Origin of the sequence: Undibacterium sp. Ren11W, from assembly GCF_049340485.1 — a bacterium.
Taxonomy (GTDB): Bacteria; Pseudomonadota; Gammaproteobacteria; order Burkholderiales; family Burkholderiaceae_D; genus Undibacterium.
This window is the reverse complement of the sequence record NZ_JBMPPB010000008.1, coordinates 164,945-191,824: the sequence shown is the minus strand read 5'-3', so window position 1 is coordinate 191,824 and position 26,880 is coordinate 164,945. Positions and strand designations below refer to the sequence as shown.

General features: G+C 50.3%; 24 protein-coding genes. 19 read left to right on the top strand and 5 right to left on the bottom strand.

Annotated elements, in window-relative coordinates:
* Positions 1 to 30 precede the first annotated feature (30 nt).
* From mltB to ACO0K8_RS17370, 4 genes are all read right to left on the bottom strand, one after another.
* Positions 31 to 1,122: a lytic murein transglycosylase B gene (gene mltB / locus ACO0K8_RS17385; RefSeq protein WP_422947924.1), complete on the bottom strand. Its 1,092-nt coding sequence runs from the start codon at positions 1,120 to 1,122 to the stop codon at positions 31 to 33.
* Positions 1,123 to 1,173: 51 nt separating this feature from the next.
* Positions 1,174 to 3,231, bottom strand: a complete 2,058-nt coding sequence (locus ACO0K8_RS17380) for a transglutaminase TgpA family protein (RefSeq protein WP_422947923.1) — start codon at positions 3,229 to 3,231, stop codon at positions 1,174 to 1,176.
* Positions 3,228 to 4,226: a DUF58 domain-containing protein gene (locus tag ACO0K8_RS17375; protein ID WP_422947922.1), complete on the bottom strand. Its 999-nt coding sequence runs from the start codon at positions 4,224 to 4,226 to the stop codon at positions 3,228 to 3,230. The genes ACO0K8_RS17380 and ACO0K8_RS17375 overlap by 4 nt, the downstream gene beginning before the upstream one ends.
* Positions 4,227 to 4,361: 135 nt before the next feature.
* On the bottom strand, positions 4,362 to 5,282 hold the full coding sequence (locus ACO0K8_RS17370) for an AAA family ATPase (protein WP_422947921.1): 921 nt from the start codon (positions 5,280 to 5,282) through the stop codon (positions 4,362 to 4,364).
* A 365-nt stretch (positions 5,283 to 5,647) separates the two neighbouring features.
* On the opposite strand from ACO0K8_RS17370, the gene ACO0K8_RS17365 reads away from it, so the two are divergent.
* The 19 genes from ACO0K8_RS17365 (at position 5,648) to ACO0K8_RS17275 (ending at position 26,001) form a co-directional block, all read left to right on the top strand.
* Positions 5,648 to 6,613: a histone deacetylase family protein gene (locus tag ACO0K8_RS17365; protein WP_422947920.1), complete on the top strand. Its 966-nt coding sequence runs from the start codon at positions 5,648 to 5,650 to the stop codon at positions 6,611 to 6,613.
* A 97-nt stretch (positions 6,614 to 6,710) separates the two neighbouring features.
* The gene (locus ACO0K8_RS17360) at positions 6,711 to 8,414 is read left to right on the top strand and encodes a GspE/PulE family protein (RefSeq protein ID WP_422947919.1); all 1,704 of its coding nucleotides are present in this window, start codon (positions 6,711 to 6,713) and stop codon (positions 8,412 to 8,414) included.
* A 1-nt stretch (position 8,415) separates the two neighbouring features.
* Positions 8,416 to 9,645, top strand: coding sequence for a type II secretion system F family protein (locus tag ACO0K8_RS17355; protein WP_422947918.1), 1,230 nt, complete (start codon positions 8,416 to 8,418; stop codon positions 9,643 to 9,645).
* Positions 9,646 to 9,806: 161 nt separating this feature from the next.
* Positions 9,807 to 10,274 (top strand): pilin, encoded by a 468-nt coding sequence (locus tag ACO0K8_RS17350; protein WP_422947917.1) that lies wholly within the window; start codon positions 9,807 to 9,809, stop codon positions 10,272 to 10,274.
* Between the two features lie 70 nt (positions 10,275 to 10,344).
* The gene (locus tag ACO0K8_RS17345) at positions 10,345 to 10,740 is read left to right on the top strand and encodes a pilin (protein WP_422947916.1); all 396 of its coding nucleotides are present in this window, start codon (positions 10,345 to 10,347) and stop codon (positions 10,738 to 10,740) included.
* A 140-nt stretch (positions 10,741 to 10,880) separates the two neighbouring features.
* Positions 10,881 to 11,342: a pilus assembly FimT family protein gene (locus ACO0K8_RS17340; protein ID WP_422947915.1), complete on the top strand. Its 462-nt coding sequence runs from the start codon at positions 10,881 to 10,883 to the stop codon at positions 11,340 to 11,342.
* Positions 11,332 to 11,907: a type IV pilus modification PilV family protein gene (locus ACO0K8_RS17335; RefSeq protein ID WP_422947914.1), complete on the top strand. Its 576-nt coding sequence runs from the start codon at positions 11,332 to 11,334 to the stop codon at positions 11,905 to 11,907. The genes ACO0K8_RS17340 and ACO0K8_RS17335 overlap by 11 nt, the downstream gene beginning before the upstream one ends.
* A complete protein-coding gene (locus tag ACO0K8_RS17330) occupies positions 11,885 to 12,757 on the top strand; it encodes a type II secretion system protein (protein ID WP_422947991.1) in 873 nt (290 codons plus the stop codon). The genes ACO0K8_RS17335 and ACO0K8_RS17330 overlap by 23 nt, the downstream gene beginning before the upstream one ends.
* Positions 12,729 to 13,253 (top strand): pilus assembly PilX family protein, encoded by a 525-nt coding sequence (locus ACO0K8_RS17325; RefSeq protein WP_422947913.1) that lies wholly within the window; start codon positions 12,729 to 12,731, stop codon positions 13,251 to 13,253. The genes ACO0K8_RS17330 and ACO0K8_RS17325 overlap by 29 nt, the downstream gene beginning before the upstream one ends.
* Positions 13,254 to 13,290: 37 nt before the next feature.
* Positions 13,291 to 16,491: a DUF6701 domain-containing protein gene (locus ACO0K8_RS17320; protein ID WP_422947912.1), complete on the top strand. Its 3,201-nt coding sequence runs from the start codon at positions 13,291 to 13,293 to the stop codon at positions 16,489 to 16,491.
* 108 nt (positions 16,492 to 16,599) lie between these two features.
* Entirely contained in the window at positions 16,600 to 17,550 is a 951-nt protein-coding gene (locus ACO0K8_RS17315; protein ID WP_422947911.1) for an agglutinin biogenesis protein MshI, read from the top strand.
* Complete coding sequence (locus tag ACO0K8_RS17310; protein WP_422947910.1) at positions 17,547 to 18,227, top strand: PilN domain-containing protein; 681 nt, start codon at positions 17,547 to 17,549, stop codon at positions 18,225 to 18,227. The genes ACO0K8_RS17315 and ACO0K8_RS17310 overlap by 4 nt, the downstream gene beginning before the upstream one ends.
* Positions 18,224 to 18,955 (top strand): MSHA biogenesis protein MshJ, encoded by a 732-nt coding sequence (locus ACO0K8_RS17305; protein WP_422947909.1) that lies wholly within the window; start codon positions 18,224 to 18,226, stop codon positions 18,953 to 18,955. The genes ACO0K8_RS17310 and ACO0K8_RS17305 overlap by 4 nt, the downstream gene beginning before the upstream one ends.
* Complete coding sequence (locus tag ACO0K8_RS17300; RefSeq protein ID WP_422947908.1) at positions 18,940 to 19,368, top strand: hypothetical protein; 429 nt, start codon at positions 18,940 to 18,942, stop codon at positions 19,366 to 19,368. Before ACO0K8_RS17305 ends, ACO0K8_RS17300 begins: the two co-directional genes overlap by 16 nt.
* Complete coding sequence (gene mshL / locus ACO0K8_RS17295) at positions 19,361 to 21,079, top strand: pilus (MSHA type) biogenesis protein MshL (protein ID WP_422947907.1); 1,719 nt, start codon at positions 19,361 to 19,363, stop codon at positions 21,077 to 21,079. The genes ACO0K8_RS17300 and mshL overlap by 8 nt, the downstream gene beginning before the upstream one ends.
* A 2-nt stretch (positions 21,080 to 21,081) precedes the next feature.
* Positions 21,082 to 21,984 carry an ExeA family protein gene (locus ACO0K8_RS17290; RefSeq protein WP_422947906.1) on the top strand — a complete coding sequence of 301 codons (903 nt, stop codon included), beginning with the start codon at positions 21,082 to 21,084 and terminating at the stop codon, positions 21,982 to 21,984.
* A gap of 9 nt (positions 21,985 to 21,993) precedes the next feature.
* A complete protein-coding gene (locus tag ACO0K8_RS17285) occupies positions 21,994 to 23,160 on the top strand; it encodes a tetratricopeptide repeat protein (RefSeq protein ID WP_422947905.1) in 1,167 nt (388 codons plus the stop codon).
* A 207-nt stretch (positions 23,161 to 23,367) separates the two neighbouring features.
* Positions 23,368 to 24,309, top strand: coding sequence for a ribosome biogenesis GTPase YlqF (gene ylqF / locus ACO0K8_RS17280; protein WP_422947904.1), 942 nt, complete (start codon positions 23,368 to 23,370; stop codon positions 24,307 to 24,309).
* A gap of 75 nt (positions 24,310 to 24,384) precedes the next feature.
* Positions 24,385 to 26,001 (top strand): M28 family peptidase, encoded by a 1,617-nt coding sequence (locus ACO0K8_RS17275; RefSeq protein ID WP_422947903.1) that lies wholly within the window; start codon positions 24,385 to 24,387, stop codon positions 25,999 to 26,001.
* A gap of 90 nt (positions 26,002 to 26,091) precedes the next feature.
* Here ACO0K8_RS17275 and ACO0K8_RS17270 read toward each other — a convergent pair whose 3' ends face one another.
* Positions 26,092 to 26,757, bottom strand: a complete 666-nt coding sequence (locus tag ACO0K8_RS17270; RefSeq protein ID WP_422947902.1) for a GntR family transcriptional regulator — start codon at positions 26,755 to 26,757, stop codon at positions 26,092 to 26,094.
* Positions 26,758 to 26,880: the final 123 nt, after the last annotated feature.

The following is a 26,880-nucleotide window of genomic DNA, read 5'->3' as shown; positions in this document are numbered from 1 at the left end:
TTAAGCCAAGTTTTACCGAAATTTAGTTTTTTACTTAACTCTTGCCGAAGCTATCACTTTACCCAGATCTATCACCGACATGGCGTAGAAATAACTGCGGTTATATTGTGTAATCGCAAAGAAATTCTCGGTAGCGAGCCAGTATTCTGTGGCTTCTAAGCCATTTTGCAAATCGACTAAACCATAAGATAGTTGTGTCGGCGCATCTGGGTTGGCGGTGGTGGCGATCGGTTTCAGTTCTTCCAGGCGGTAACTCGCTTTTAAACCTTGCGCCAGCGCTTCGTTCAATTTACCGGCGTCGTTCTCATTATTGACCAGAGTGGCGGGAAATACCGTAGGCAGCCCAGCTTTCCAGCCGTGCTGCGCCAGATAGTTGGCGACACTACCGATCGCGTCTACCGGTGAGCCGATTAAATCTATTTTTCCATCCGCATCAAAGTCCACCGCATAGCTGCGTATGCTGCTAGGCATAAACTGTGGCCAGCCTATCGCGCCGGCGTAGGAGCCTTTGAAACTGAAGGGATCAACCACAGAGTCGCGCGCGATCAACAGCATGCTTTCTAATTCGCCTCTGAAAAATTTCATGCGCGCCTCGCGAGTTGGCGTATCTGGATAGGCAAAGGCGAGCGTGGTCAGGGCATCCATGACGCGAAAATTTCCGGTATTTCGGCCAAATACGGTTTCTACCCCGATCAGTCCGACAATGATTTCTGCCGGCACGCCATATTGTTTCTCTGCTCTTGCCAGAGCATCTCCGTACAGATCCCAAAAAGCCAGACCAGCTTCGATGCGGTAATTATCGACGAAGCGCGCGCGGTAGGCTTTCCAGTTTTTTGGTTTGCCATTTGGAGCAGGCTTGATCAATTGTATGGCACTTTCTACATAGCGTATTTGATTAAAGCTGGTCTCCAGATCGGTCTTGTTCATGCCATGTTTAGTCTCCATCTGAGCTATGAATTCGGCGACTTCTTTCCATTGGCTAAAGTGGGCGAATTCGGTATTCACGGCGGCCGTTTTTGGTGTCGAATTTTTCGATGTTTTAGTGCCAGCGTGTGCGCTAGGTGCCAGGCTGATCAGGCCGGCCAATAGGGTAGAAATCGCGAGGCGTAGTGTAGTGTTCAAAATAAAATAATGATAAAAAATTGGATAAAGGAGGTGGGCATATTTATCAGTTTAGCGACATCGCGCGAATAAGACCTTGAGCTGTTTGAGTAAGGCGCTGTCACTTCCCATGGTTTTTCCGTATTTGGCTGCGCTATAGGCCAGAATAAAGGACTGTAATGCGCCATATTGCGGTGCAGGTACTAGTTTTTGCAGCCGCAAACTATAGGTCCGCGGAGCCTCGTGCGGCAATCTCGGAAAGCCTTTGCGTGCCATCTTTTGACATAAGTCTAAGTATAACCTATCGATAGGAGTCACTTGTGGCCGGTTCAGCATGAAGGGTAAAGCCATCGCCGCCATCGCCAGGCCTATCAGTAAAAATGCAATCAGACTTAGTTGAGTCCAGTCGAAACCTTCCAGACCGAGCGCGCGTACCAAGTCAAATTGCTTACCCTGATCGTAATTGAGTACCCATAAGTTCCAGGAGTTGTTGGCGGCATTCCAGCGCATGCGCAAGCCATTCAGACTGCTACCCAACCATGAATTTTGGTTCATACTTAATTGTATTAATCCCGCCAAGCCACTTGCCGCTTGGGTTGCACCGAGGTTTTTTTGTATGCGCTCGGGTGCTACTGCTGCGGTAGGATCAAGCCTGACCCAACCGCGTCCGTTTAGCCATACTTCGGCCCAGGCATGCGCATCGGACTGCCGCACCTCCAGCTGATTGTCGATTTGATTCAGGCTGCCGCCCTGATAACCAGTGACCACCCGCGCAGGTATTCCCATGGCGCGCATCAGCACCACGAAAGCACTTGAATAATGCTCGCAAAAACCGGCCCGGCTGCCGAACAAAAAATCGTCTACGCTATTGGTGCCGAGTAAGGGCGGCTCTAAGGTGTAGCTGAAATTTTCATTTCTAAATAGATTCAATACCGCAACGATCGCCTGCTGCGGATTGCTGACACCTTGTTTCAGGCTCGCGGCGTAGTTGCGGGTTTTGGGATTGTAGTTGGGCGGTAAATATAAGGAGCTTTGTAAGTCGCTGGCGCTCAGTTGCGCTTGTAGACGGTAACTCGTATGCGAAACAACGGAGTAACGCAGACGGGAGTTGATCTCGGTTACGCTACTTAGTTCGCGCTGGTGATTGAGTTTTACCAGCAAGCCAGCCTTGCTCGGCGCAGCGGCGGGAATGTCGAGCGCAAATAGCCAGGCCTGTCCGCTCGGCTCTAAGATGATGTCCTGCGACACCGCCTCGCCATTCAGTATAGCCGCGTTGTGATCTTTTGCCGCGTCCTGGTCCGCTTGTGCCTGCGTTTCGTCTGTATGCGACCAGGTGCGACCATCAAATTGATTGAGGACGATGCCGCGCCAATATAGATCGGATTTAGGCGGTAGCGCGCCCGAAAATTTCACCCGGAAAGCGATTTCTTCGGACTGCACTAATTTGCTGATATTCCCCGGTGTCATAGAGTTTGATAAACCACTGCGCCCGGTATTCGCATCCCCAGGTAAACCCCACAATGGCCCCTGTATGCGCGGAAACAAAAAAAACGCAATCACGGTCAGCGGTATCGCCATGCCTAAAATACGCATGGCCAGTTTGATGCGTTGCCATAAACTGGGCATTAAGCCGGTGTATTGAAACGAGAGGAGTGCAGTCAGTAGCGCCAGTGTTGCCAGTGTCGCCCAGCCGGCGCTGGCGATGCTTTGAGAGTTGAAAAAACTGGTCAGTAGCAGAAAAAAACTCAGGAAAATAATCACAAAGATGTCGCGCTTTGCATGCATTTCTAGTAGCTTGCAGGTCAGCAGCAAAGCGAGCATGCAGATGCCGGCTTCGCGTCCGAGTAAAGTGTGGTAAGTGAGATAGGCCGCCGCCATCAAAAGCACGCTAATCGGTGTCAAGATCCAGAGCGATGGCAATCTGCGCCCGGTTACGGTGAGTAGAGTGCGCCATCCCATCAATACTAGGCAAGCGGCACTGGTCCACCACGGCAATGCCGAACTATGCGGCAGCACTACCAGTAGGCCGGCCAGTAGCAACAGCAAAGTATTTGCCTTGTCGCGCGCCAGGGCTGGCGACTTTCTCCATTGCCGCCAACTGCTGAACCAGGAATTTGCCGGCGGTTTCATGCGCCACCTTTCAGCTCAGGTAGCTCATATAGTGCCAGCGCTTGCAGACATTCCAGTCTATGTGATTCTCCGCTGGCGGCAGGCAAACTCAGTGCGCCTAGCTGGAAGCCATAGCTCAGACCTTTGCTCTCGGCTTCCAGCACCCAGCTAGTCATACGCGCCAAGCGTAATTCCAGATCGAGATTGCCTGGTAGCTGAGAGAAATCGAAAAAAATATCGCTCGCCGATCCTCCCGAAAATTGCTTGGAGATCAGCGTGCCACCAGCGTCCAGATCGACTCTGGCGATGTGCTTCCAGGCCAGATGTTTGAGCGGGTCGCCGCTTTGATAGGCGCGCACGCCGGAAAAATCTTCATCGCCGCTTTGGCCTTGCCCTTCCTTATTCGCCAGACCTGAACTCGGTAGCGGTGGCGGGTTCGCTTCCGGTTGTGGATAGACCAGCACTTGCACATCGGGCAGCCAGGTGCTCCAGGCGCGCAATAGGCCTAGGGGGAACCAGGTTTGCAGCCGCACTCTGGCGATAGGCAACATGCCACGCTGGCTGGTGGCCTGGCTCAGTTGCACTGTCACGCGGCTGTTGGCCGCGATGTCGATCGCTTGCTCAGCGTGGCCTTTAGCTGCAAAACCAAGGTGCAGAGCGTAACGCGGATAGTTGCGTCGATTCATCAAGTTCAGATTAAATTGTGCTTCTTCGCCAGCAAACACGGGCGCTACCGATCCAGCAAGTAAATGCAGATAAGCCAAATTGCGAAAAGCCAGAAAAGCGTTGATCCAGGCACAGGCACCGAGTATGAAAGTTAGTACAAAACCGAGATTCAGGTTGTAATTAACCGAGGTGATAAATAACAATAACAAGAGCAGCAGGAAATTCCAACCCGCCTTACTAGGTAGGGTAAAAACCCGGCGTTGCTTGAGGAAGACCTCGCCGTTTTCCGGCAGACGCTCCAGAAATAGCCACTGGCGAAATTTCGTTCTTAATGGCGTTAATACATTCATGCTGGCAGTATCAGGTGAGGTAAGTAAATAGAGTTTTCATTTTAAGGCAGGCTCAGTGCGCATATTCCATGCGGGTTCCCAGCCTGCCAGGCCTGCAAGGCGCATGGGATATGCGCCTCTGGTCGGCTGCCTTTTTTAAACGGGGACCTTTAACATCAGCTGGCGCAATAGGTCGCTACTCGGGCTAATCTTGCCACTGAGTGATTTGAGCGGTCGCAATCGGTGTGCGACGACCGGGATCAAGACCGCTTGTACGTCTTCCGGTATCACATGGTCGCGCCCTTCCAGCGCAGCCCAGGCGCGCGCCGCTTGCAATAAGGCGATCGCGGCTCGCGGGCTCATGCCCTCGGCAAACAGCTCGCCTTGTCGTGTGGTATGCGCCAGTGCCTGTACGTAATCGACCAGCGCAGGCGAGGTGTGGATTTGTCGCAAAGCCTGTTGCGCCTCGACCAGTTGATGCGCCTGCATCACCGCTTGCATGCTTTTGAGCAGCGTACGACGGTCTTCACCTAGCAGTAGGGCGCGCTCGGCGGCGGCGTCAGGGTAGCCCAAAGACAGGCACATCAGAAAGCGATCTAGCTGCGACTCGGGCAAGGCAAAGGTGCCGACTTGATGCGCAGGATTTTGGGTGGCGATCACAAAGAAGGGCTCCGGCAACTCACGGGTCTTTCCTTCTGCCGTGACCTGATGCTCTTCCATCGCTTCTAGCAAGGCCGACTGGGTCTTGGGAGTGGCTCGATTGATTTCATCGGCCAGCAAGACTTGAGTGAAGATAGGACCGGGATGAAAAATGAATTGATTCTTTTCTCGGTCGAAAATCGATACCCCCACCACATCCGCCGGGAGCAAATCACTGGTAAATTGCAGACGGTTAAACTGCAAACCTAAAGAGATCGCCAGCGCGTGGGCCAGCGTTGTTTTGCCGACGCCGGGCACATCTTCTATCAGCAAGTGGCCACCTGCCAACAGGCAGACCAGGGCTAACCGGATTTGTTCATCCTTGCCGATGATGATGTGGGAGACCTGTTCGGCGACCGCGTGAATTTTGGAAAACATGGGACTGCCTTTGTTGGGTAGAAAAAATGTGGAAACAAATGTATAAACAACCGTAGAAACAACCGTAGAAACAACCGTAGAAACAACCGTAGAAACAACCGTAGAAACAACCGTAGAAACAACCGCATAAAGTAAAGTTGAAAATACGTGTGGGTCTCGATGCATTTTCCTGCGGCAAGTGTAAACCGAAATGTACAGCTGTGTTTTTAGTTTTACAAAAAGAACCATCACATTTGCAAATTTGCCAAAATAGGTTGACACTTGCAGGCAGCGGCCAGGCGTGGAGATTGCCCTTGTTATCTTCATCCTGCTGATCAATTTTATTTTTTAATTTAAATTTTGCGACGATCAAATCTGCCGATTCCATGACTACTGCTTTTTATACGCATACTGATTGTCAACTCCATGAGATGGGGACATGGCATCCGGAAGCGCCATCGCGTCTGCAAGCGATCGCCGATCAGCTCATCGCCAGTCAGGTTCATAGCGCCTTACAACATCGTCAGGCGGTACCTGCACAGGAGAGCGTTCTGGCGCTGGTGCACACTGCCGCTGCTATCGCCAGAGTGCGGGATAATTGCCCGCCACTGAGTACTTCCTGCGAACAAGGTGGCACCGGCGATGCCGACTATTTTATGTTGGACCCGGATACTAAACTCAATCCACATAGCTGGCGCGCTGCCTTGGCGGCAGCCGGTGCGGCACTGGCCGCCACCGATGCGGTGCTCGCCGGTGAGGTTGAAAATGCATTTTGCTCTATCCGTCCGCCAGGTCATCATGCGACGCCATCGGCCTCTATGGGCTTCTGTCTATTTAATAATGTCGCACTTGCCGCCCAACATGCAATGCAAGTGCATGGATTGAAAAGAGTGGCGGTGGTTGATTTTGATGTGCATCATGGAAATGGCACCGAACAGGCTTTTGCTGGCGACCCCAGGGTGTTAATGGTGAGTTTTTTTCAGCATCCTTTTTATCCGTATTCTGGTGCCGAACAAGCGGCAACAAATATGCTTAATGTGCCGGTGCCGGCGCATACTCAAGGTGAGTTAGTGCGCCAAATCGTCTTGCAGCAATGGCTGCCGGCGCTGCATTTGCATCAACCCGAGATGATTTTTATTTCTGCCGGCTTCGATGCACATCGTGACGATGAAATGGGGCAGATGGGCTTGATCGAGGACGATTACGCCTGGATCACGCAGCAGATTATGCAAGTGGCAAAGACTTATTCGCATGGGCGTATCGTCAGTTGTCTGGAAGGCGGTTATAACTTGCCAGCGCTGGGGAGTAGTGTGGTGGCGCATTTGAAGGTGTTGGCGGATCTGCCTGATTAGGAATAGTGTTACGGTTTTTTTGATGATGTGAGACAATAAATTTACGTAGCGGCAATGTGAGTTGGCGATTTTAGTGCCGACCAACCAGGGGAAGTGCATGGCAAGGCCAGAAAAAATTCGCTTAGGCGAGATCTTGTTGCAACAAAAGCTGATGTCGGAAGAGCAGTTACAGTTTGCTTTGACAGAGCAAAAACGCACAGGTCGCAAACTCGGTCGCTTGTTTGTCGAGAATGGTTTTGTCAGTGAAGATCAAATTTCCGGGGCATTGGCCAGACAGCTCAATATTCCTTATCTGAATTTAAAACAGCTCAATATCAATCCGAATGCCGTCAGGTTGATGCCTGAATTGCAGGCCAGACGCTTCCGCGCCATCGTGCTTGAGCAAAAAGAGGGCGCTTTATTGGTGGGGATGGCCGACCCTACCGATCTATTCGCCTACGATGAGATCGGCCGTATACTCAAGAGCGATATTCTGCTGGCGGTGGTGAACGAGACCGAATTGCTGGCCACCATCGATAATGTATATCGTCGTACCGAAGATATTACCGATTTTGCGCGCGAACTCGAACAAGAGTTAGGTGACACCAATGTCGATTTTGGCGCGCTCGGAATCTCCCCGGGGATGGAAGACGCGCCCGTGGTGAAATTGCTGCAGTCGGTTTTTGATGACGCCACCCAGGTAAGGGCTTCAGATATTCATATCGAGCCGCAAGAAAAGCGGCTGCAGATACGTTTTCGTATAGACGGGGTTTTGCATTTGCAAACCGAGGCTGACAGTAAAATCGCCAGCTCATTAGCGCTGCGTTTAAAGCTGATGTCGGACATGGATATCTCAGAAAAACGCCTGCCGCAAGATGGCCGCTTTGCGATCAAGGTCAGACAGCAAAATATCGATGTGCGTATTTCTACCATGCCGACTCAATATGGCGAATCGGTCGTCATGCGCTTGCTCAATCAGGGCGGCGGCACGCTTAATCTGGATAAGATAGGCATGCCTAAGCAGATGTTGGAAAGATTTCGTTCCATCATCAAACGTCCGAATGGCCTGGTGCTGGTGACTGGGCCTACTGGTAGCGGCAAAACGACTACGCTGTATGGCGCTCTGGCCGAACTTAATACGCAAGAGAAAAAACTCATCACGGTAGAGGATCCGGTCGAGTATCGTCTGCCGGGTATCAATCAGGTGCAGGTCAATGAAAAGATAGATTTAAGTTTTTCTAAAGTGCTGCGCGCCTCTTTGCGACAAGATCCAGATGTCTTGTTACTAGGTGAGATGCGCGATCAAGAGACTGCCCAGATAGGTATGCGCGCCGCCATGACCGGCCATCTGGTGTTATCTACTTTGCATACCAATGATGCGGTGAGTACCCCGATACGTTTGCTCGATATGGGGGTGCCGCGTTATATGATGGGCAGTTCATTGCAAGCGGTACTGGCGCAAAGACTGATGCGCGTGATTTGTGAGAGCTGCCGGCAGGTTACGCCGCTGATCGCCACCGAAAGAGAATGGCTGACCGCAGAGTTAGGCGAAAACGTCGATCAGCATCAATATCATGCGGGCCGCGGTTGCGGTCATTGTAATAGCACTGGTTACCGTGGTCGTATCGGCGTTTATGAATTACTCGAGATGACCGCACCCGTGGTCGAGGCCGCGCATCATGCCGACCCATCCCACTTTATGAAGATCGCAAAACAGCAAATGGGTGGGCGTACGCTCAGAAAATATGCAGTCGATCTGGTTGTGTCCGGCGTCTCTACGGTGGCAGAAGCGATGCGTATTAGTAATCAGCTAGAGGAATAGCATGCCTTACTTTGCCTATAAAGCCAGAAATGCACGCGGTGAAATGGTTGAAGGCGTGCTCGAAAGCGCGGATGCAAATGCGGTCGCTAGCCAATTGTTTAATTCTGGCGTCACGCCTGTGCAAATCAATAGCACCCGTAAACCTTCGGTGGGCGGTGAATTAAATTGGTGGCAACGTTGGACCGAAGAGAAGGTACAGGCTATCGATGTGCAGTTGTTTAGCCGGCAGTTGTACACCTTGTTAAAATCGGGTGTACCCATCATGCGCGGACTGGCAGGCTTGCAAGATTCGGCGGTAAACAAGGCATTTGGCAAACTGATACAAGACTTGCGCGAGTCGCTCGATTCCGGGCGTGAGTTGTCGGCAGCTCTGCGGCATCACCCTAAGGCCTTTTCTTCGTTTTATATCAGCATGGTGAAGGTGGGCGAGATGACGGGGCAGTTAGAGGATATTTTCTTACGCCTGTATGCCCATCTCGAGTTTGAGCGCGATATGCGCGAGCGTGTCAAGAGCGCCTTACGCTATCCTATGTTTGTCATGATCGCGATGGTGGTCGCGATGGCCATTATTAATATCTGGGTGATACCGGCGTTTGCCAAGGTGTTCGCCGGCTTTAATGCCGAGCTGCCTTTGATGACCAGAATATTAATCGCGACCTCGGATTTTGTGGTCGAGTACTGGCCGCATATTGCGATAGGGATGATGGCACTGGTGTTTGGATTTTTGACTTTCATCGCGAGCCCAAAAGGACGCTATGTATGGGATCGTAGCAAATTGCGCTTCCCTATCGTCGGCCGAATTATTCTCAAAGGTACCCTGGCACGTTTTGCCCGCAGCTTTGCGCTTTCGAGTAAAAGCGGCGTACCTATCGTGCAGGCTCTGACCGTGGTATCGCAAACGGTAGACAATGCCTACATTTCTAGCCGCATCGAGCAAATGCGTGATGGAGTTGAGCGCGGTGACAGTATTTTGCGCACCGCCGCTGTGGCGGGCGTGTTTACTCCGGTAGTCCTGCAGATGATCGCGGTCGGCGAAGAAACCGGCGCGATTGATGATCTGATGGATGAAATCGCTGGCATGTACGAGCACGAAGTCGAATACGAGTTGAAGAATCTGTCGGCGAATATCGAACCTATCTTGATCGTTGGCTTGGGCATCTTGGTGTTGATACTTGCGCTAGGCATCTTCTTGCCTATCTGGGATTTAGGTAAGGTTGCTTTGAAAAAATAAATATCTCAATAAAAATCTAAATTTGTTGCTTTTCGTTACTTCTGTGCATTTCTGCCTGGAATTTGCTAGTATGATGAAGACGTAAATGGGTTTTAGAGTTTTTTCAACGGTAAATCTACAGCTTGTATCGTTAGAAACTTAATTAAATGCAGGAGAGTGCCATGAACAAAAAATCATCAGGCTTTACTCTAATCGAGTTGATCGTTGTGATTGCCATTTTGGGGATACTTTCTGCACTTGCCTTACCGCGATTTGCCAATCTGCAAACGGAAGCGCGCATGGCAAAAATGAACGGTGCGCTCGGTTCTATCAAGGCCGCGGCAGTGCTGGCGCATTCTATACAATTGACCCAACAGTTGGCGGCTGGCACATCCGTCATTATGGAGGGATCCACCATCACCATGACGAACGCCTATCCGCAAAGCACGAATATTTCTATCGGGCACGCGGCAGGTTTTGCTGATACTCTAGGTAATGCTTTTAATGATTACACGCTGGCGAGTACAGCTACGGTATTTACCGTAACACCCGATATCAACCATCCTAGTTGCGCAGTTACTTATACCGTTCCGGCAGCTGGTGCGGCACCTACTTACAGTAATGTGGGTATTACTGCACTTAATTGCTGAGCGTTTATTCACAACTTCACACTATTTCGTTTCATTAGAATTAATTTAAATACTTACTAAGGAAAATAAAATGAACAAGCAACAATCTGGTTTTACCCTCATTGAATTGGTAATGGTCATCGTGATTCTGGGCATCTTGGCGGCGACTGCTTTGCCTAAGTTTGTTGATCTTAAATCTGATGCGCAGGCAGCCGCCTTTGCGGGTGTGAAAGGTGCGATTGAGTCAGCCAGTGCGATTAACTATGCATCAAGAAGCGCAAATGCAGCCAAAGGGGCTGCGACCACTGGTGGTGGCTTGACATGTCAGACCGCAGCAGTAGCTATCTTGCAGGGAGGTTTGACGGCTGGTTACTCCTTGAATACTACTGCCACCGTAGCCGGGGATAATTCCTGCACCCTGACTTTGACTGGTTTTACCCCAGTATTGCCTCTCACCCCAACTTTAAATATTATCGGTATTCTTTAAGTTTGAAAAATCGGCAATCGGTTTAATTGAAACGGGAGCGGCCGCATGCTGTTGCTCCCGTTTCGCATCTAATTTGATGAAACGCAAGGTACCGATTACCTTTGTTACGATCTCTGTAGTCAACATTACCGGCCAATTAGATGAAGACTCGAAAAGCAATTCTGGGTTTTACTCTGATCGAATTAGTCATGGTCATGGTATTGATAGGAATTCTTGCGATCGCCGTCTTACCTAGATTTTTCGATCGTAAGACATTTGATGCGCGCGGCTATTTTGATCAAAGCATCTCCATGGTGCGCTATGCGCAAAAACTCGCGATCGCCCAACGCCGCGATGTCTTCGTCAATGTCACTGGCAATAGCATTTGCCTCACCTATGTTGGCGATACGACGTGCTCCACTTCTGTCGCCAATCAAGTTGTGAGTCCTGACGATCGCACATGGTTTTTGAAGCCAGCGCCATCTGGGATGAGCTTTGCGGGCAGCAGCTCCTTTTCATTTAATGCCTTGGGCAAACCTTCGAGCGGACAATCGATCAGTTTTACCGGCGACGGTGTCACCACAACGATTACGGTAGAGAGCGAAACCGGTTATGTGCACTGAGTCGCATTTGCTACGCCAGCGTCAGCAACAAGGTATCTCCCTGGTGGAGTTGATCATGTTTATCGTGATCGTCAGTCTAGGCATAGTCGGCATACTCTCAGTCATGAATGTCACAACCAAGGCCAGCGCAGATCCTATGCTACGCAAGCAAGCCTTATCGATTGCCGAATCCTTGCTGGAAGAAATTCAATTGCAAGCCTTTACTTTTTGCGATCCCGCAGACGCCAATGCCAGTACCTCACTCAGCCAAGCCGGTTGCGCCAGTACTGCGCAAGCCCCGACTTTGGGGCCGAAACCGAATACAGAGTCGCGTTACAACGAGCCACGGTTTAATAATGTCGGCGATTACCATGGCTTCACTATGACCGGTATCAAAGATTTACAAAATACAGCGGTGACCGGTTTGGGTGGCTATACCGCCACAGTAAATATGCTCAGTGATGGTGCTAGTTTCGGCTTGGCAGCGGACGAGGTCTTGCAGATCAATGTGACGGTGACTACAGGTAGTACTTCGGTACTGTTGAGTGCTTATCGCTTCCGCTATGCGCCCAGGGCGCTACCCTGATATGCACAAGTCCTGTAAAAATCAGTGTGGTTTTACCCTGATCGAAGCGATTATGGTGATGACTATCACCGCTGTATTGGCAGCTGGCGTCGCGGTATTTTTACGCAAACCTATTGACGGCTATATGGATCTGGCGCGCCGCACCGCTATCACTGATATTACTGACACCGCAGTGCGTCGTATCTCGCGTGATTTACATCTTGCCTTGCCCAATAGTGTGCGTTTGCCGAATACAGGTAATTCTTGCCTGGAGTTTATTCCTACCGTCGATGGCGGGCGCTATAGAGCCGATGTGGATGGTGCCAGTCCGCCAGCAGGCAATCTGTTTACAACTGCGGCGTCAGTATCTACCTTCGATGTATTGAAACCGCCCAGTCCGAGCGCGGCCGCCAGTGTCAACGATTTAATCGTCGTCTACAATCTCGGAATTACAGGGGCGAATGCCTATAACATGGATAATGTTGGGATAGTGACCGCCGCGACCCCGACATCAATCACGGTAGGCTCAACGCTGTTCCCGTTTAGTTCGCCTGGCAATCGCTACCATGTAGTCTCTGGTGCACAAAAGGCAGTGTTTTATGTCTGTTCAGGGGTAGGCGTCAGCGGCGGAAATGGCACAGGTACACTGTATCGCATGTCTGGCTACGGCCTTAATTCAGCCGAGCCTGGGTCGTGCCCTAGTGTTCCAGCCAATACTCCTATCCTGGCGCAAAACATCAGTCGCTGCGTGTTTAGTTATGCCAGCGGCGTTTCTGAGCGTAGTGGATTGGTCACTATGCTTTTGGGTATTACGCAAGGCGATGAAGAGGTAAATATTTATCATGAGGTTCATGTCAGTAATGTGCCATAAACCTTCATTTTCCGTAGCGCCATCATCCGTAAAAACGGCCGCTGTATGCAACTCAAAGCAGCGCGGTTTTTCTTTGATCTCGGCTATTTTCCTGTTGGTAGTGTTGACGGCGCTCGGTGTTTTTATGTTGTCTATGTCGACCATGCAGCAAACTACCTCGACCCAGGATATGCAAGGCAGTAAAGCCTATCAGGCTGCCAAGGCGGGAATAGAGTGGGGCGCATATCAGATACTTACTCCAGTTAATTTAACTGCTTGTCCAGGTGTTACGGTGTTGCCGACATTGGGCGGTGCTCTGGCTGGCTTTGCGGTGACTGTGAGCTGTAGCAGTGCTGATTTTGTAGAGGGCGGGAATACAGTTAGGGTGTATCAGCTCACTTCAAGCGCTGTCTTCGGGACATTTTCCAGTCCTAATTTTATCTCGCGCAGCATGAGCGCCACGATCAATGCCTGTCGTACTGGCGTGGCACCAGGCCCCTTGGGTGGACCATGCTGAAACAGCATTTTTGCCTTGAATTCGACATCTAAAAGACATGAAATATTCTGACCACTACAATTATTTGTCGAAGAAAATGTTGCCTGCATTAGTAGGTGCCGTGCTGCTACTGTTGCTGGTGGGCTCGCGACCAGCATATGCAACTATGGTCGAATTTAATAGTACAGGCGGCAATAGCGCGACGAACGGCCTGCATTTTTACATAGACGATAGTACTCATATACAGGTGCGGCGTCTAAATAATTCTGGGCAGGTTTATCCGTCCGGCACCATACCTCCCAATATCAGTTTGGATAATGGCGTTTTTATACGCTCCAATGGCTGGGTGTACGGGCCATCCCATAACGTCGGTAGCGGTTACACCCCTAATGGCGGCATGTTTAGTAGCTATACCATCACGCCTACTAGCCCGGCTAATCCGGCGACCTCAGGGGTACAGCAAATTGCCATTAGTAATATAGGCGTGGTCGGCGGCATTCAAATGGTCATCGCCTGGAAATACACGACACCTTTGGATTTTTTGACGGCGGATGTGACTTTAACTATTCCCGCCAGCGTGCCTGTCAGCGCATTTAACCCGATTCGGTATTTTCATGTATTTGATACCTATCTGGGCGGTTCGGACAGCGGCTGCGGCATCAAATACACCGATGCCAATGGAAAATTGGTGGTGGGAACTTACAAACCTACCGGAGCCTCGTGCCCATCGAGTTCATCGTTGCCTGCAAACGTCGATGTCGTAGAATCATTCCGTGAGCGCAGCGGCATAAAGTTTTCCAGCTATTGCGCAACGGGTTGGCAATCCTTTTATGTGACGGGCGGAGACAACTGCGCAGTGCCACAATTTGCTCCATTTGGTAATGTTATTACAACTAGTTATAAGGACACTGGTATCGGTGCAACCTTTGATTTCATTGCACCCGGAACTTATACCTTTAGCTACGATTTTGTGATAGGTACCACGGTGGTGCCGGCCTACGATCACATAGAAATTGTGCATGACGGCAGCGCTAGCCTGTGCCCCGAAACGGTCAAGGTATTGGCTTGTACAACAGCAGGGGTACCCTGCGCGACAGGCAATATCGTGAATACCGGCACCATCACAGGCAATCTGACAGTGACGCCCGCAGCACCTGCGGTAACGGTGACACCAGCTAGTTTTTCTATAGGCGGCGCTGGAGCAATCGCCGATGTTGTTTTGAAGGGTAGCGGCGCAGGCGTGTATACCTTAAGTACCGCAAATATTAGCGGCACACCACCTTTGAATGGGACTAAATGCTCGAACGGCACTATTGCCACCAGTTGCATCCTGACGATCACGAATACCCCGTGTGTCGCCAATTTTGAATGTCAGGAAACGGCAACCGCTTACAATATTCAGTCTCCGCCGCCGGCCGTGAATTTGCGGAACCCGCTTTACACCAAGCTAGTAGGAACGGATTTTAAATTTGATGTCCTCGCTCTTCAATCTAGTGGAGCCGTAGCAAGCACGTATACCGGCACCAACGTGACGGTGGAATTGTTTGACGATAGCGCTACTCCAGCCCTGGCTTGTAACGCCTTATCGGCACCTGTGGCGAGTCAGCAGATTAGTTTTGTAGGAAGCGATTTGGGACGAAAAACTCTGGCCACGGTTATAAATTTGACTAAGGCCTATCGTAAATTACGTTGTCGGGTGACCGACAGTAGTCTGGTCCCGGCGGTATCTGGCTGCTCTTCTGATCGTTTCACCGTGAGGCCAAAATCCTTTGATTTAATCAGTTCTACAAACGTAGCTGTTGGCGGTACGGGAAGTGACGCCTCTGTTTTGCCAGCAATAAAGGCGGGTCTGCCTTTTAATCTCAACGTCAATACTTCTACCGCGGGTTATGACGGTTTACCTGCGATTGACCCAACTTTGCTGGAGTGGCCGCTTGCGCCTTCAGGTGGACGTTCTCCGTCGCCACCTGAATTTGGAACTGGAACGAACACATTAGCGGGCAATTTTTCCAGCGCGGCGGCCATTGCTACCGGCAATGGCGCGAGCGGAAATGCCTTTACCTATAGTGAGGTTGGGTATTTTCGGTTTAAGGCACAGGGCGTGTATGACAATAGCTTTACCACGGCGTCCGGCGATTCTACTAGTGGCGACTGTACCAATGATGCGTCCAACATTTTGGTCGGTGGTAAATATGGCTGCAAGTTCGGTAACATTGTGACGACAGCTTACTTTGGCCGCTTTATTCCCCATCATTTCACGCTAACTTCTTCAAGTTTGACTGACCCAGCTAGCACTCCATCAGCTTGCGTCGCGGCAGGTGTAATCTATATGGATCAGCCTTTCACCCTGAGTGCAAATATTGAGGCGCGCAACCTGGCAAATACTGCTACGCTTAATTATAGTGGTGCCGTATTCGGAAAAGGGCTTGTGACCACGCAGATGAAGGATGCGAATAAAGTGGTGACTGTGACGCCTAAGCGCCCCAGTGCTCCGGTAGCTAGTTGGGTTGGTGGTCGCTATTCTTTTGTCGCCAGTAAATTTGAACGTCAGACGTCAGTCGTCGATGGCCCTTATGATGCGTTGACCATAGGTGTGAGCGTGGCCGATGAAGCTGGAGTCTTGTTGGTAGATCGTGACATGGATAATCTCACTAGTAGCACATGTACTCCTGATAGCCTTGGGACTTCAGATGGGAATTGCACCGGAAAAAACATTATTCCCAAACCGGTGCCTGCATCTGTGCCGCCCTTTACTCCTACAATAAAAATGCGTTATGGCCGACTTAAACTTTCCAGTATCCATGGCAGCGAGCGTCTAAAGCTAGCTATTCCTATGAAGCTACAATATTGGAATGGCGCGGGTTGGGTCACGAATACTTTAGATACTTGCAGTACCGTCGCTGCCAGTAATTTCTCCTTGAGTTTCCCTGGCGGAACCACCGGTAAGCCGAATAATTTGGCGGCCTGCGAAACTGCGCTTAGCCTTGCCGGAGCTACACCGGGGCAGACCATTAGCCTGAGTGCACCAGGCACTGGGAATAATGGCTGGACCGATGTGACGCTCAATCTAGCTACGGCCAGTGGTAATCAATGCACTGCTGTCGGGGCGGCAGGTTCGGCGGCGCTTGGCTTAGGGTGGCCATGGTTGCAGTTTCACTGGACCGGGCCTGGGACCGCCTTGCAAAATCCTTCGGCTAGGGCGACTTTTGGTATTTATAAAAACGCCGGCGAGTTTATTTATCTACGCGAGTTATATTGAAACAGTTTTCGCGCAATAGCGATTTTCGACAACATTCCGGCGAACATTGATTGACAGCCGATCGATATTGACTTAACGTCAAGCAAGACTTCTAATTAGGTTCTGTGCATGAGATTTTTCTCCAACAAAAAGAAGATGGCAGGCTTAATGGCGATTCAGCTAAGTGCTGAAGGAATCTATGCCGCGAGTCTGGCTTATTCAGATGGCGTGCGACCAGTAGTCGAATTCGTTTCTTTTTATCCCAAAGCAGATAAATCTTTGCCTGATCAATTACTGCGATTGGCAAAAGAGTCCCCCGCTAAAAATTTTCACTGTAGCTTGTTGCTCGCCTCCGATGAGTATCAGCTATTTTCACTTGAAGCTTTAAATGTTCCAGTAGAAGAATTGAAGAGCGCAATGCGCTGGCGTCTCAAGGATATGCTCGACTACCATATTGACGATGCCACCGTCGATGTGCTCAATGTCCCTGGCGACAAAAGTTCCGCTGCCCGTACGCATTCGCAGTTTGCCGTGGCAGCCCGAAATAAGCTCATCGGTGAGCGTCAAGCCTGGTTTGCGGACGCCAAGTTAGGCTTGCGTGTGATCGACATTCCTGAGATGGCACAAAGAAATATCTCTGCTTTATTAGAGCCTGAAGGACGCGGCTTGGCCTTGTTGTCCTTCGACGATCAAGGCGGTTTGCTGACACTTACTTTCGGAGCAGAGCTTTATCTCTCGCGTAGACTTGATATTAAATTGCTGCAAATTCAAACCGAAGCTGATGACAAAAAAGTCCAGGCGTTCGAGCGTATTACTCTAGAGTTGCAACGCTCCCTGGATAATTTTGATCGTCAACATAGTTTTATCACCACCGCGAAACTGGTGTTGGCGCCTATGGGGCAGGTGGCGACCGAGTTGCAAAGTTATTTGGCATCGAATATGTATATGCCGGTAGAAATGCTTAATTTGGCCAGCCTGTTTGATTTTTCGAAAATTCCCGAGCTAGAGGATCTCGCTCGCCAGCAAAGCTACTTTATGGCACTGGGCGCAGCCTTAAGGCGTGAAGAGGTCGAATTATGAGTCAGCAAATTAATCTCTATAATCCGATATTCCTAAAAACAAAAAAAACCTTATCGGCACTGGCCATACTTCAATCTTTTGTCTTGGTTACTCTTGGTGCCTTGGGCGTCGCTTGGTATGTCTCTTTTCAGGCGGCTGACTTGCAACGAGGCGCTGATACGGTCAGTGCGCAATTGCGCGCAGTTGAAGCTCAGGTCAGCGTGTTGCGTGCTCAGAATTCAGGGCAACTTAAAAATACGGCGCTAGAAAATGCAGTGGCTAAGACCGAGGCTGAAATTAAGGCCAAGCAGCAAATTGCCGATGTTTTACAGCGCCGTGATTTTGGGAATACACAAGGCTATTCTTCTTATATGACGGCTTTCGCGCGTCAAATTCCAAGCGGGCTATGGTTGACCGGTTTTACTATTCTAGGCGGTGGTAGTGAAATTGCTTTGCAAGGGCGCACTCTAAAACCCGAATTAGTGGCCTTATACGTGAGCCAGCTTAAACGTGAGAACATCATGCAAGGCAAGAGTTTCTCTGCATTGAAGATGGAGTTGCCAGTCGAGACCAAGTTATCCGGCAGCGGACAGTTAAATTCTGGTAAGACGACGCATCTGCCGCCCTATTTGGAGTTTGATTTACGTTCGTCCTTCGCACAAGATAAAGCAGATCTGGCGGGAGCGAAATTGAAATGAAACAACAATGGGAGAAAATTGCCGCAAAAATTGATGCGCTGAGTCTGCGTGAACGCGGCATCATGTTGGTGGTACTTGCTGTAGTAATTGTGTTTATTGTCAATAGCCTCATCATTGATCCGCAGTTTCGTAAACAAAAAATGCTGGCTGATCAAATGAAAACGCAACGTGCACAGATCGCGGCGATCCAAGCCGAGATTGCGCAAAGACTCGTCATGCAAAGCGTCGATCCTGATCTCGAAATTAAACGTATTTTGCAGGCTAAGAAAACACAGTTAGCGCAGATGACCAGTAATCTGCTTGAGCTCCACAAAAACCTGGTACAGCCGGAAAAAATGGCGGCGCTATTAGAGAATCTATTGAAACGCAATCGCAGCTTGCAGTTGGTTTCCTTAAATAGTTTGCCGGCCGTTAATGTTGTTGATGTCCTTGATGAGCTTGACGGGGCGAATCAGACAAGCAAACTGGCCCAGGTTGCCCAGAGCCCACGCACCGCCGATGTTAAAGTTCAGGACTTGAATAATGCCGGTATCGTGTATAAACATGAGATGGAGTTGGTGGTTCAAGGGGGCTACCTGGAGCTCTTGACCTATTTACGCGAATTGGAAGCCCTGCCTGAAAGTGTCTATTGGAGCAAGGGACAGTTAAGCGTCATAGAATATCCGCAAGCGCGCCTGCAGCTGAAATTATTTACCTTGAGTCTGGAAAAGAAATGGCTCAACCTATGATCGTGTTTAACATGGCCAACAAGGTTCCTTACGTCGCAATGGCTCTCATCGTGGGCGTATTAGTAGATGCAGCGACAGCGCAAACCTTGCCAGATCCAACGCGGCCACCGGCCCTGGTAATGCCGGAAAACGCCACTGAGCAAGTGGTTTCTGGCCCGGTTTTACAGTCAATTTTGATCGCGCCGCATCGTCGGGTTGCGATCATCAGCGGACAAGCTGTGGAGTTAAATGCTAAGTATGGCGAGTTAACCTTGATACGTATGACAGAAACCGAAGTAGTATTGCGCAATACCCAAAATGCAAAAGAGACCCAGACTTTGAAACTTTTCCCTGGTATTGATAAACGCATGAGTCAGCCTAATCCCAGCGTGAGAACGACAACGCCCGTCAATAAAGGCAAAACGCATGAATAAGACCGTTCTATCGCTCGCTATACTCCCCATTATGTTAGGTTGTGCGCTGCCTGCATCGCGCCAGGAGACCTATGATCAGATTAAGTTAGAAATGAGCAAGGCAGCGGCACTGGCTAAAGTCAAGCCAGCTGAGGCCGATGTGGTTTCTGCCTCTCTGTTACCGGCCTTGACGGTCGATTTGCCGCCATTACGAAAACCTTTGGACGAAAGATTTAATCTCAGTTTTAGCAATGCACCTGCGAATCAGTTTTTTATGGGGATAGTTTCGGGCACACGCTACAACATGCTGGTGCATCCGGATGTGACGGGTAGTATTTCGGCCAATTTAAAAGATGTCACTCTATTTGAGGCCTTGGACGCGATACGCGAACTGTATGGCTACGAATATAAAGTTGAGGGTAGCCGGATTTATATCAAACCCCTGAGTTTGCAAACCAGGGTGTTCCAGATTAATTACCTGGCATCGATACGCAAAGGTACTTCTGATATTCGGGTCAGTTCTGGGTCCGTGTCTGACTCCGTGTCCCCCTCTAGTGGTAGTACAGGGCAAGCCGGGCAAAGTAATTCGCAATCGTCTAATACTTCGCCATCCTTGAATTCTAGCAAGATCAGTACTACTACAAATAATGATTTTTGGTCAGAGTTGAAAATGTCACTGGAATTACTCGCCGGTGCAGGTAAAGAAGGACGCCAAGTAGTGATTAGTCCTCAGTCTGGCGTGGTAGTGGTGCGCGCCATGTCGGACGAAATGCGTAATGTGGTTGGCTATTTGAAGGCGACGCAATTGTCGGTTGACCGTCAGGTGATACTCGAAGCGAAAATACTCGAAGTAGAACTCAACGACCAGTATCAGTCAGGAATTAATTGGGCCTCTTTTGCATCTCTGAAGTCATCACCAAATAGTAAAGCCTCTTTTGGTTTTGTATCGCCAGGTACCAATCTTAGTACGACGACCATCACGGCAACCGATACAGGTATTACTGCTTCTGCGGGTACGGCCTTGGGTGCGGCAGCCACCGCTGGTGGTTCGTTGTTTGGCCTGGCGTTTCAAACCGCAAATTTCGCGGCGCTCTTATCTTTCCTCGAATCTCAGGGTAATGTGCATGTCTTATCCAGTCCTAGGATTGCTACTTTAAATAATCAAAAAGCGGTTTTGAAAGTGGGAACCGATGAATTTTTTGTCACCAAATTAACCACCACGCCTGGCACCGTGAGTAGCTCAGGCAATACGGCACCTACCGTCAGCGTCGATGTGCAGCCTTTCTTTTCCGGTGTGGCCCTGGACGTAACGCCGCAAATCGATGAATCTGGCAATATCATTTTGCACGTCCATCCCTCGGTGAGCAAGGTGACCACCGTGAATAAGTCGGTAGACGCTGGCAGTGCTGGCGTGATCAGCTTGCCGCTGGCATCGAGTGCCGTCTCTGAAACCGATAGCGTGGTACGCGGCAAAGATGGGCAAATTGTCGCGATTGGTGGCTTGATGCGGCAAGCGAATATCAACGACAGATCGCAAATACCGGGCGCAGGTGAAATGCCTCTGGTGGGCGGCTTGTTCCGTAATACCAATCAGATCGCACAAAAAAGAGAATTGGTTATCTTAATTAAACCGATTATCGTGCAAGGTGACGGCGCCTGGGAGCAGGATGTTCTGGAGAGTCAGAGCCGGATAGAAAACATGGCTCCACGGAGTCGATTTGAAAAGCAGTGACGATGTACAAGGCGCATTTTCGATTACGCGAGCTGCCGTTTAGTATTACGCCAGATACCGGCTATTTCTTTTCTTTTCGTAGTTATCAAGAGGCGCTCAATACGCTCTTGGTGGCGGCCAGAAATGGCGAGGGTTTTATCAAGATCACCGGTGAGGTCGGCACCGGAAAAACTCTCTTGTGTCGTAAATTTATGTCCTTACTGGACGCCGATTTTGTGACGGCCTATATCCCCAATCCTCTGCTGGAGCCGCGCAGCCTGATGCTGGCACTGGCCGATGAGTTGGGCATACAAGAAGATAGGCAGTTAGACCAACATCAATTGATTAAGGCGATTAATCTTAGCCTCTTGCATATTGCCCGCACTGGCAAGCGCGCTCTGTTGTGCATAGATGAAGCGCAAGCCTTGCCCTTGGAAACTTTGGAAGCCCTGCGTTTGTTAAGTAATCTTGAGACCGAAAAAAGAAAGCTTTTGCAGATAGTCTTGTTCGGCCAGCCCGAACTCGATAGCAAGCTAGCGCATAGAGATATTCGGCAGCTAACTCAACGCATTAGTTTTCATTACCAGTTGCAAACTTTGTCATCGAATGAAATTAAAATCTATATCAATCACCGACTCAATGTGGCAGGCTATCAGGGGCCAGCTTTATTTGGTGCTGCTGCGTTGTACATGTTAAGTCGTTGTAGTGGCGGGGTGCCGCGCTTGTTAAATATTCTGGCGCATAAAGCCATGATGCTGAGTTTTGGCGAAGGGCGTCAGGCGGTCAGCGCACGCCATGTTGTGTTAGCCGCTAAAGACACTTTTGCGCTGGCACGGTTGAGCCGCTATGTGAGATTGACTGCGATTGCCGGTACGGCGTCCATCCTGGTGCTGGCGACGATGGCCTGGCTGCATTTTCTTGAGTAAATTTACACCATGAGTTTGATTAATCAGATGCTGCAAGATCTGGATAAGCGTGGCGCTAATCCGGCCAGGGGCGATACCGCCTATACACCAGTCGCTGCGTTGCCATTGACTGCGGTTAGAAGTAAATGGCAATGGATATTAGCTTTGATATTAATGCTGCTGTTGAGCTTGGCATGGTTGGCATGGCATCAGCTGCGCCCCGTTGCTAATGCCGTGCCCGCTACTGCGCCGTTGACTACGGTCAAGGCTATAGCCGTTACCCCGGCACCCATCGCAGTCAGCGCACCGCTAGCTATCTCCGCACCTAAGTCGCTGCTACATGAGACCGAAGCTGCGCTTGAGGATGTGTCCCCTATTTCAAATCTGCCGGTCTTGCTTAAATTATCTTCCGCGTTGGATGTACGCTCAGCTGGTTCTGCTGATGTGATAGAAGGGGGTCCGAAACCGTATGCTCAGACCAGCAGCGCCAAACCAGAAAAAACAAACTTGAGTAAGCCAGATGCTAGCCTGGCAAACAAGTCAACGGCACCACAAATTCAGGTTAAATCGACCGAGTCATCCCAGCCTCAAGCTCAGCCCCAGATGAAGTTGCTGAAGGAGGCCACAACGCATCAGCAGGCCGAGGGGGAATATCGCCAGGCTACAGTCTTGCAGCAACAGGGGCGAACTGCCGAGGCAATATCCATGTTAGAGCTAGCCTTAAAAATTGATGCGCAACATGCGGCGGCCCGGCAAGCTCTGATTTCATTGTTATTGGAGAGTAAGCGCTATGACGAGGCGATACGCTATTTGGAGCAAGGCTTAGCCCAGGATCAAAATCAAACTGGTCTGGCGATGATCTTGGCGCGCTTGCAGGTAGAAAAATCGACGCTGTCTGCGGCGGTCGACACCTTGCAGCGGAGTTTACCTTACGCCAGCGAACGCGCCGACTATCTGGCTTTTTTGGCCGCTTTGCTGCAGCGAGAAGCACGCCATAAAGAGTCTATCGATCTGTATCAAAAGGCCTTGAATAAAAATCCCCAGAATCCGGTGTGGTGGATGGGCTTGGGTCTCTCCTTGCAGGCCGATGCACGCCGTGCTGAGGCTTTGGAGGCGTATCGGCGTGCTAAGTCCCTCACTGGTTTGAGCCCGGAATTAATCGCATTCGTGGAACAAAAGATCACGCAGTTACAGTAATGCAGATTTTCGGTAAATTTATATACTAGGGGTGAGTATATTTTTATTGCGCAATAGGTATATGCGCAAAAGCGCATGTTTTTTGCTATACCCCCTATAAATGTCGGTGGCAGAAGAGTGAGTGAGGAGCGCGAATAAAACAAATCGGTCAGTTCCTGCACAAGTCCGTAAAATAGCGGTTTGAATTTAGCAAAAAGAAGAATAAGCATGTCAATACAATGGTTCCCTGGTCACATGAATGCCGCCCGCAAAAAAGCGGCGGAAACCATGGAAAACACCGATCTGGTGATAGAAGTGCTGGATGCCCGCATCCCGCAGGCGAGTTGCAACCCGATGGTGGAGCAGCTGCGCATTTTCCGTCAACGTCCTTGTCTGAAGATTCTCAATAAGAGCGATCTGGCAGATCCGCACGCGACCAAGGCTTGGCTAGATTTTTACAATAGCCAAAAAGGGGTACGCGCAGTCGCCTTGAGCTGCAAGAAGCCGTCTGACGTACTCAAAGTGCCAGGTTTTGCGCTGGAGCAGGCACCGCATCGCGGCGTGCCGACTAAGCCTTTGCGCATGATGATCATGGGCATACCTAACGTTGGCAAGTCTACCCTGATGAATGCCTTGCTGAAAAAACGCGTTGCCAATGTCGGTGATGAGCCGGCGGTGACGAAAGTGCAGCAACGCCTGTATCTGGGCAAGAATATGATTTTGACCGATACCCCGGGCATGCTGTGGCCAAAAATTGCCCATCCTACCGATGGTTTGATGTTGGCAGCCAGCCATGCGGTTGGGGTAAACGCCTTGATCGAAGAAGAGGTCGCGACCTTTTTGGCCGAGATTATTTTGCAGCGTTATCCACAATACCTGACGACACGTTACAGCATCAATACTGAGGGTATCGACGCGGTTAGTGTGATCGAAGGCGTTGCCAAGAAGCGTGGTTATCGTCTCAAAGGCGGCGATTGGGATTATGAAAAAGCCGCCCACACTTTACTGCTCGATTATCGTAGCGGCGCACTGGGTCGCGTCAGCCTGGAAACTCCGCAAAGCCGTGAGCTCTTATTGGCCAGCTATGTGCCGCCGGTATTGCTAGGTTTAGGTAAGAGCGTCGATACCGGCATTCTTCCTGAAGACGAAGAAGAGCCCGAGGCCGAATAGTTAGCTTTGTACGCTCAACAAGTTCAGCAAGTTCGGCTAACTCATCATCTAGGTCTGATCTATAAAGGATTATCCATGCGGGTTTTTTCTGTCTTGCTGCTAAGTGTGGCTTTGACTCAGATATTTGGTGCTAAGGCCTTGGCGCAAGCACCTCAAGTTCACGAGCGTCCTTTGCGCGCGCATTTGGCTTTTCTTGCCGACGATTTGCTGGAAGGTCGGGGAACAGGCCAAAGAGGCGGTGCTCTGGCAGTTCGTTATCTGGAAACGCAAGCGGCCCTGATCGGTCTAACACCGATGAACCAAGGCTCGTTTCGGCAAGCAGTGAATATCGTTGGCAGTAAAACTCTCAGTGATAGCAGTCTGCAGTTCGAATTGGACGGGACTCGAATTTCTCCCGCTCCTGGTACTGAGATCGTGTTTGGCACTATGAGCGGCAACACCAATGTCGCATTCGATGCGCCGCTGGTGTTTGTCGGCTACGGTATCCGGGCACCGGAAGAGCACTGGGATGACTATAAAGGTGCCGATCTCAAAGGCAAGCTATTGGTGATGATGGTGAATGATCCACAAGCTACTGCGCAAGAACCGCAACGCTTTGGTGCTCAGGCGCTGACCTATTATGGTCGTTGGACCTATAAATTTGAAGAAGCAGTAAGACAGGGCGCTGCCGGCGTGCTCTTGATACATACGACGGCCTCAGCCACCTATGGCTGGAATGTACCGCAGACCAGTTTTAGCAACGAGCGCTTCGCTCTGGCAGGCTCCGGCAATGCGCTGGAAGGATGGTGGCAAGAAGACAGTGCACGCGCCTTGTTGAAAGCCGCTGGCCATGATCTGGATGCCCTCAGAGCCAGCGCCGAGAGTCGTGACTTTCATCCGCTGGATTTAAAGATGAATGTCCACGTCAGTCTGCACAGTGCGATCCGCCAGGTTGAACAATTTAACGTCATCGGCATGGTCGCAGGTACCGATACTGAATTAAAAAAACAAGCCGTAATTTATTCTGCCCACTGGGATCATCTTGGGATGGTTGAGGAAGTTGGCAAGCCGCCGCAGATTTGGAACGGTGCCGTCGATAATGCGTCTGGCGCGGCCGCGTTGCTGGCGATGGCGCAGGCCGCAGTCGCACATCCGGCGAAACGAACTCAGATTTTTTTATGGCCTTGTGCTGAGGAGCAGTATTTACTGGGCAGTGCCGCTTATGTCAAAAATCCACTGTGGCCGCTGCAAAAAACTGCCGCTGATCTCAATCTTGACAGTATGAATTTCGTCGGTTTGACGCGCGATATGGGCGTTGCCGGCAGTGAGCGTACGAGCCTGTATCAAAGCGCGGCGCAGGTGGCTAAAAATATGGGTATTAAACTGGCACCAGCCGTACCTGATCTTGGTGGTGCTTATTTTCGCGCTGATCATTTTAGCTTCGCCAGAGCAGGTGTACCTGCTTTTAATGTCGGGTCAGCGGTGTTTTCAGGCGATGGGCATTTTGAGTATGCCGCCAAGGCAAGCGAATCGACCGCACAAATGCAGGGCTTTAAGCGTGATTACCACACCGTGCGCGATCAATACCAAGCGTCTTGGGATTTGTCCGGCATGCGCCAGCAAGCACAATTTACACTTAATCTAGGCTATCTAGTTGCTAATGCAGCGCGTATGCCGGTGTGGAACAAGGGCGATCAGTTTTCCCGCCCTTAAGTTTGATTGTTCAAAATATGGGGACAAGGCAACGATGTTAGCTCAATTAGGCCAGCGCAACGACGAGCTGGCCTAGTATTTCGGAAAACGCTAGCCGTTGATAACTTTACGCGCAAAAGAATCCAGATAATCCATCAAACTATCGGCCGCTTTGACCGCCTGTTCTTCATTACCTTTGGCGATACCTTTGGCCAGTAACATATGACAACGGGCACCTTCTTCGATGTCACCCTCGTGCTGAAAGGCATACCAGAAACGACGGCATTTAATAATCAAGGGGATTACTGCAGCCACCGCAGATGGATTGCGGCAGGCTTCATGTATCACGTGATCAAGGGCTTGGTCGGCCGCCATATACTGGGCCAAATCACCGAGTTTTGCCGCGACCATCATCTTGTCGGCACAAGTGACAATATCCTTGCGGTGTTGCGGGGTGCCGCGTCTGGCGGCACTGCTGGCGATCAGGCGCTCAATTACGCGACGCGTTTCGATCAAAGTCATGTGCTCAGCGGCCTCGATGTCGCTGATAATCAAGCCACGTCGGGGCAGTTGGATAATTAAGCCATTCGATGACATGCGCATTAAGGCTTCACGCAGCGGCGTGCGTCCCAAGCCGGTAATTTCAACTAATTCTGACTCTACGATAGGCGTGCCGGGCTTGAGCTGCAGAGTGACTATCATGCTTTCTATGGCGTCATAGGCAATGTCCGCAGCGCGCAGTTTGGGAGTGGCAGATTTTATCGGTTGAGCGAGCATGGGCTTTTATTTTCTGTATTTAGACTAGATTTTATATTGATGCTGCACAGAATTTTACCTCGTTATTGTCGATTTTTACAGATTAAATCTGTTTCGATTACGATAATGAGATAAAAGAAAAAA

Bases quoted from the DNA above. Each gene is read 5' to 3' on its own strand.
- ACO0K8_RS17380 (WP_422947923.1), bottom strand. From the start codon at position 3,231: ATGAAACCGCCGGCAAATTCCTGGTTCAGCAGTTGGCGGCAATGGAGA.
- ACO0K8_RS17375 (WP_422947922.1), bottom strand. From the start codon at position 4,226: ATGAATGTATTAACGCCATTAAGAACGAAATTTCGCCAGTGGCTATTT.
- ACO0K8_RS17370 (WP_422947921.1), bottom strand. From the start codon at position 5,282: ATGTTTTCCAAAATTCACGCGGTCGCCGAACAGGTCTCCCACATCATC.
- ACO0K8_RS17365 (WP_422947920.1), top strand. From the start codon at position 5,648: ATGACTACTGCTTTTTATACGCATACTGATTGTCAACTCCATGAGATG.
- ACO0K8_RS17360 (WP_422947919.1), top strand. From the start codon at position 6,711: ATGGCAAGGCCAGAAAAAATTCGCTTAGGCGAGATCTTGTTGCAACAA.
- ACO0K8_RS17355 (WP_422947918.1), top strand. From the start codon at position 8,416: ATGCCTTACTTTGCCTATAAAGCCAGAAATGCACGCGGTGAAATGGTT.
- ACO0K8_RS17350 (WP_422947917.1), top strand. From the start codon at position 9,807: ATGAACAAAAAATCATCAGGCTTTACTCTAATCGAGTTGATCGTTGTG.
- ACO0K8_RS17345 (WP_422947916.1), top strand. From the start codon at position 10,345: ATGAACAAGCAACAATCTGGTTTTACCCTCATTGAATTGGTAATGGTC.
- ACO0K8_RS17340 (WP_422947915.1), top strand. From the start codon at position 10,881: ATGAAGACTCGAAAAGCAATTCTGGGTTTTACTCTGATCGAATTAGTC.
- ACO0K8_RS17335 (WP_422947914.1), top strand. From the start codon at position 11,332: ATGTGCACTGAGTCGCATTTGCTACGCCAGCGTCAGCAACAAGGTATC.
- ACO0K8_RS17330 (WP_422947991.1), top strand. From the start codon at position 11,885: ATGCGCCCAGGGCGCTACCCTGATATGCACAAGTCCTGTAAAAATCAG.
- ACO0K8_RS17325 (WP_422947913.1), top strand. From the start codon at position 12,729: ATGAGGTTCATGTCAGTAATGTGCCATAAACCTTCATTTTCCGTAGCG.
- ACO0K8_RS17320 (WP_422947912.1), top strand. From the start codon at position 13,291: ATGAAATATTCTGACCACTACAATTATTTGTCGAAGAAAATGTTGCCT.
- ACO0K8_RS17315 (WP_422947911.1), top strand. From the start codon at position 16,600: ATGAGATTTTTCTCCAACAAAAAGAAGATGGCAGGCTTAATGGCGATT.
- ACO0K8_RS17310 (WP_422947910.1), top strand. From the start codon at position 17,547: ATGAGTCAGCAAATTAATCTCTATAATCCGATATTCCTAAAAACAAAA.
- ACO0K8_RS17305 (WP_422947909.1), top strand. From the start codon at position 18,224: ATGAAACAACAATGGGAGAAAATTGCCGCAAAAATTGATGCGCTGAGT.
- ACO0K8_RS17300 (WP_422947908.1), top strand. From the start codon at position 18,940: ATGGCTCAACCTATGATCGTGTTTAACATGGCCAACAAGGTTCCTTAC.
- mshL (WP_422947907.1), top strand. From the start codon at position 19,361: ATGAATAAGACCGTTCTATCGCTCGCTATACTCCCCATTATGTTAGGT.
- ACO0K8_RS17290 (WP_422947906.1), top strand. From the start codon at position 21,082: ATGTACAAGGCGCATTTTCGATTACGCGAGCTGCCGTTTAGTATTACG.
- ACO0K8_RS17285 (WP_422947905.1), top strand. From the start codon at position 21,994: ATGAGTTTGATTAATCAGATGCTGCAAGATCTGGATAAGCGTGGCGCT.
- ylqF (WP_422947904.1), top strand. From the start codon at position 23,368: ATGTCAATACAATGGTTCCCTGGTCACATGAATGCCGCCCGCAAAAAA.
- ACO0K8_RS17275 (WP_422947903.1), top strand. From the start codon at position 24,385: ATGCGGGTTTTTTCTGTCTTGCTGCTAAGTGTGGCTTTGACTCAGATA.
- ACO0K8_RS17270 (WP_422947902.1), bottom strand. From the start codon at position 26,757: ATGCTCGCTCAACCGATAAAATCTGCCACTCCCAAACTGCGCGCTGCG.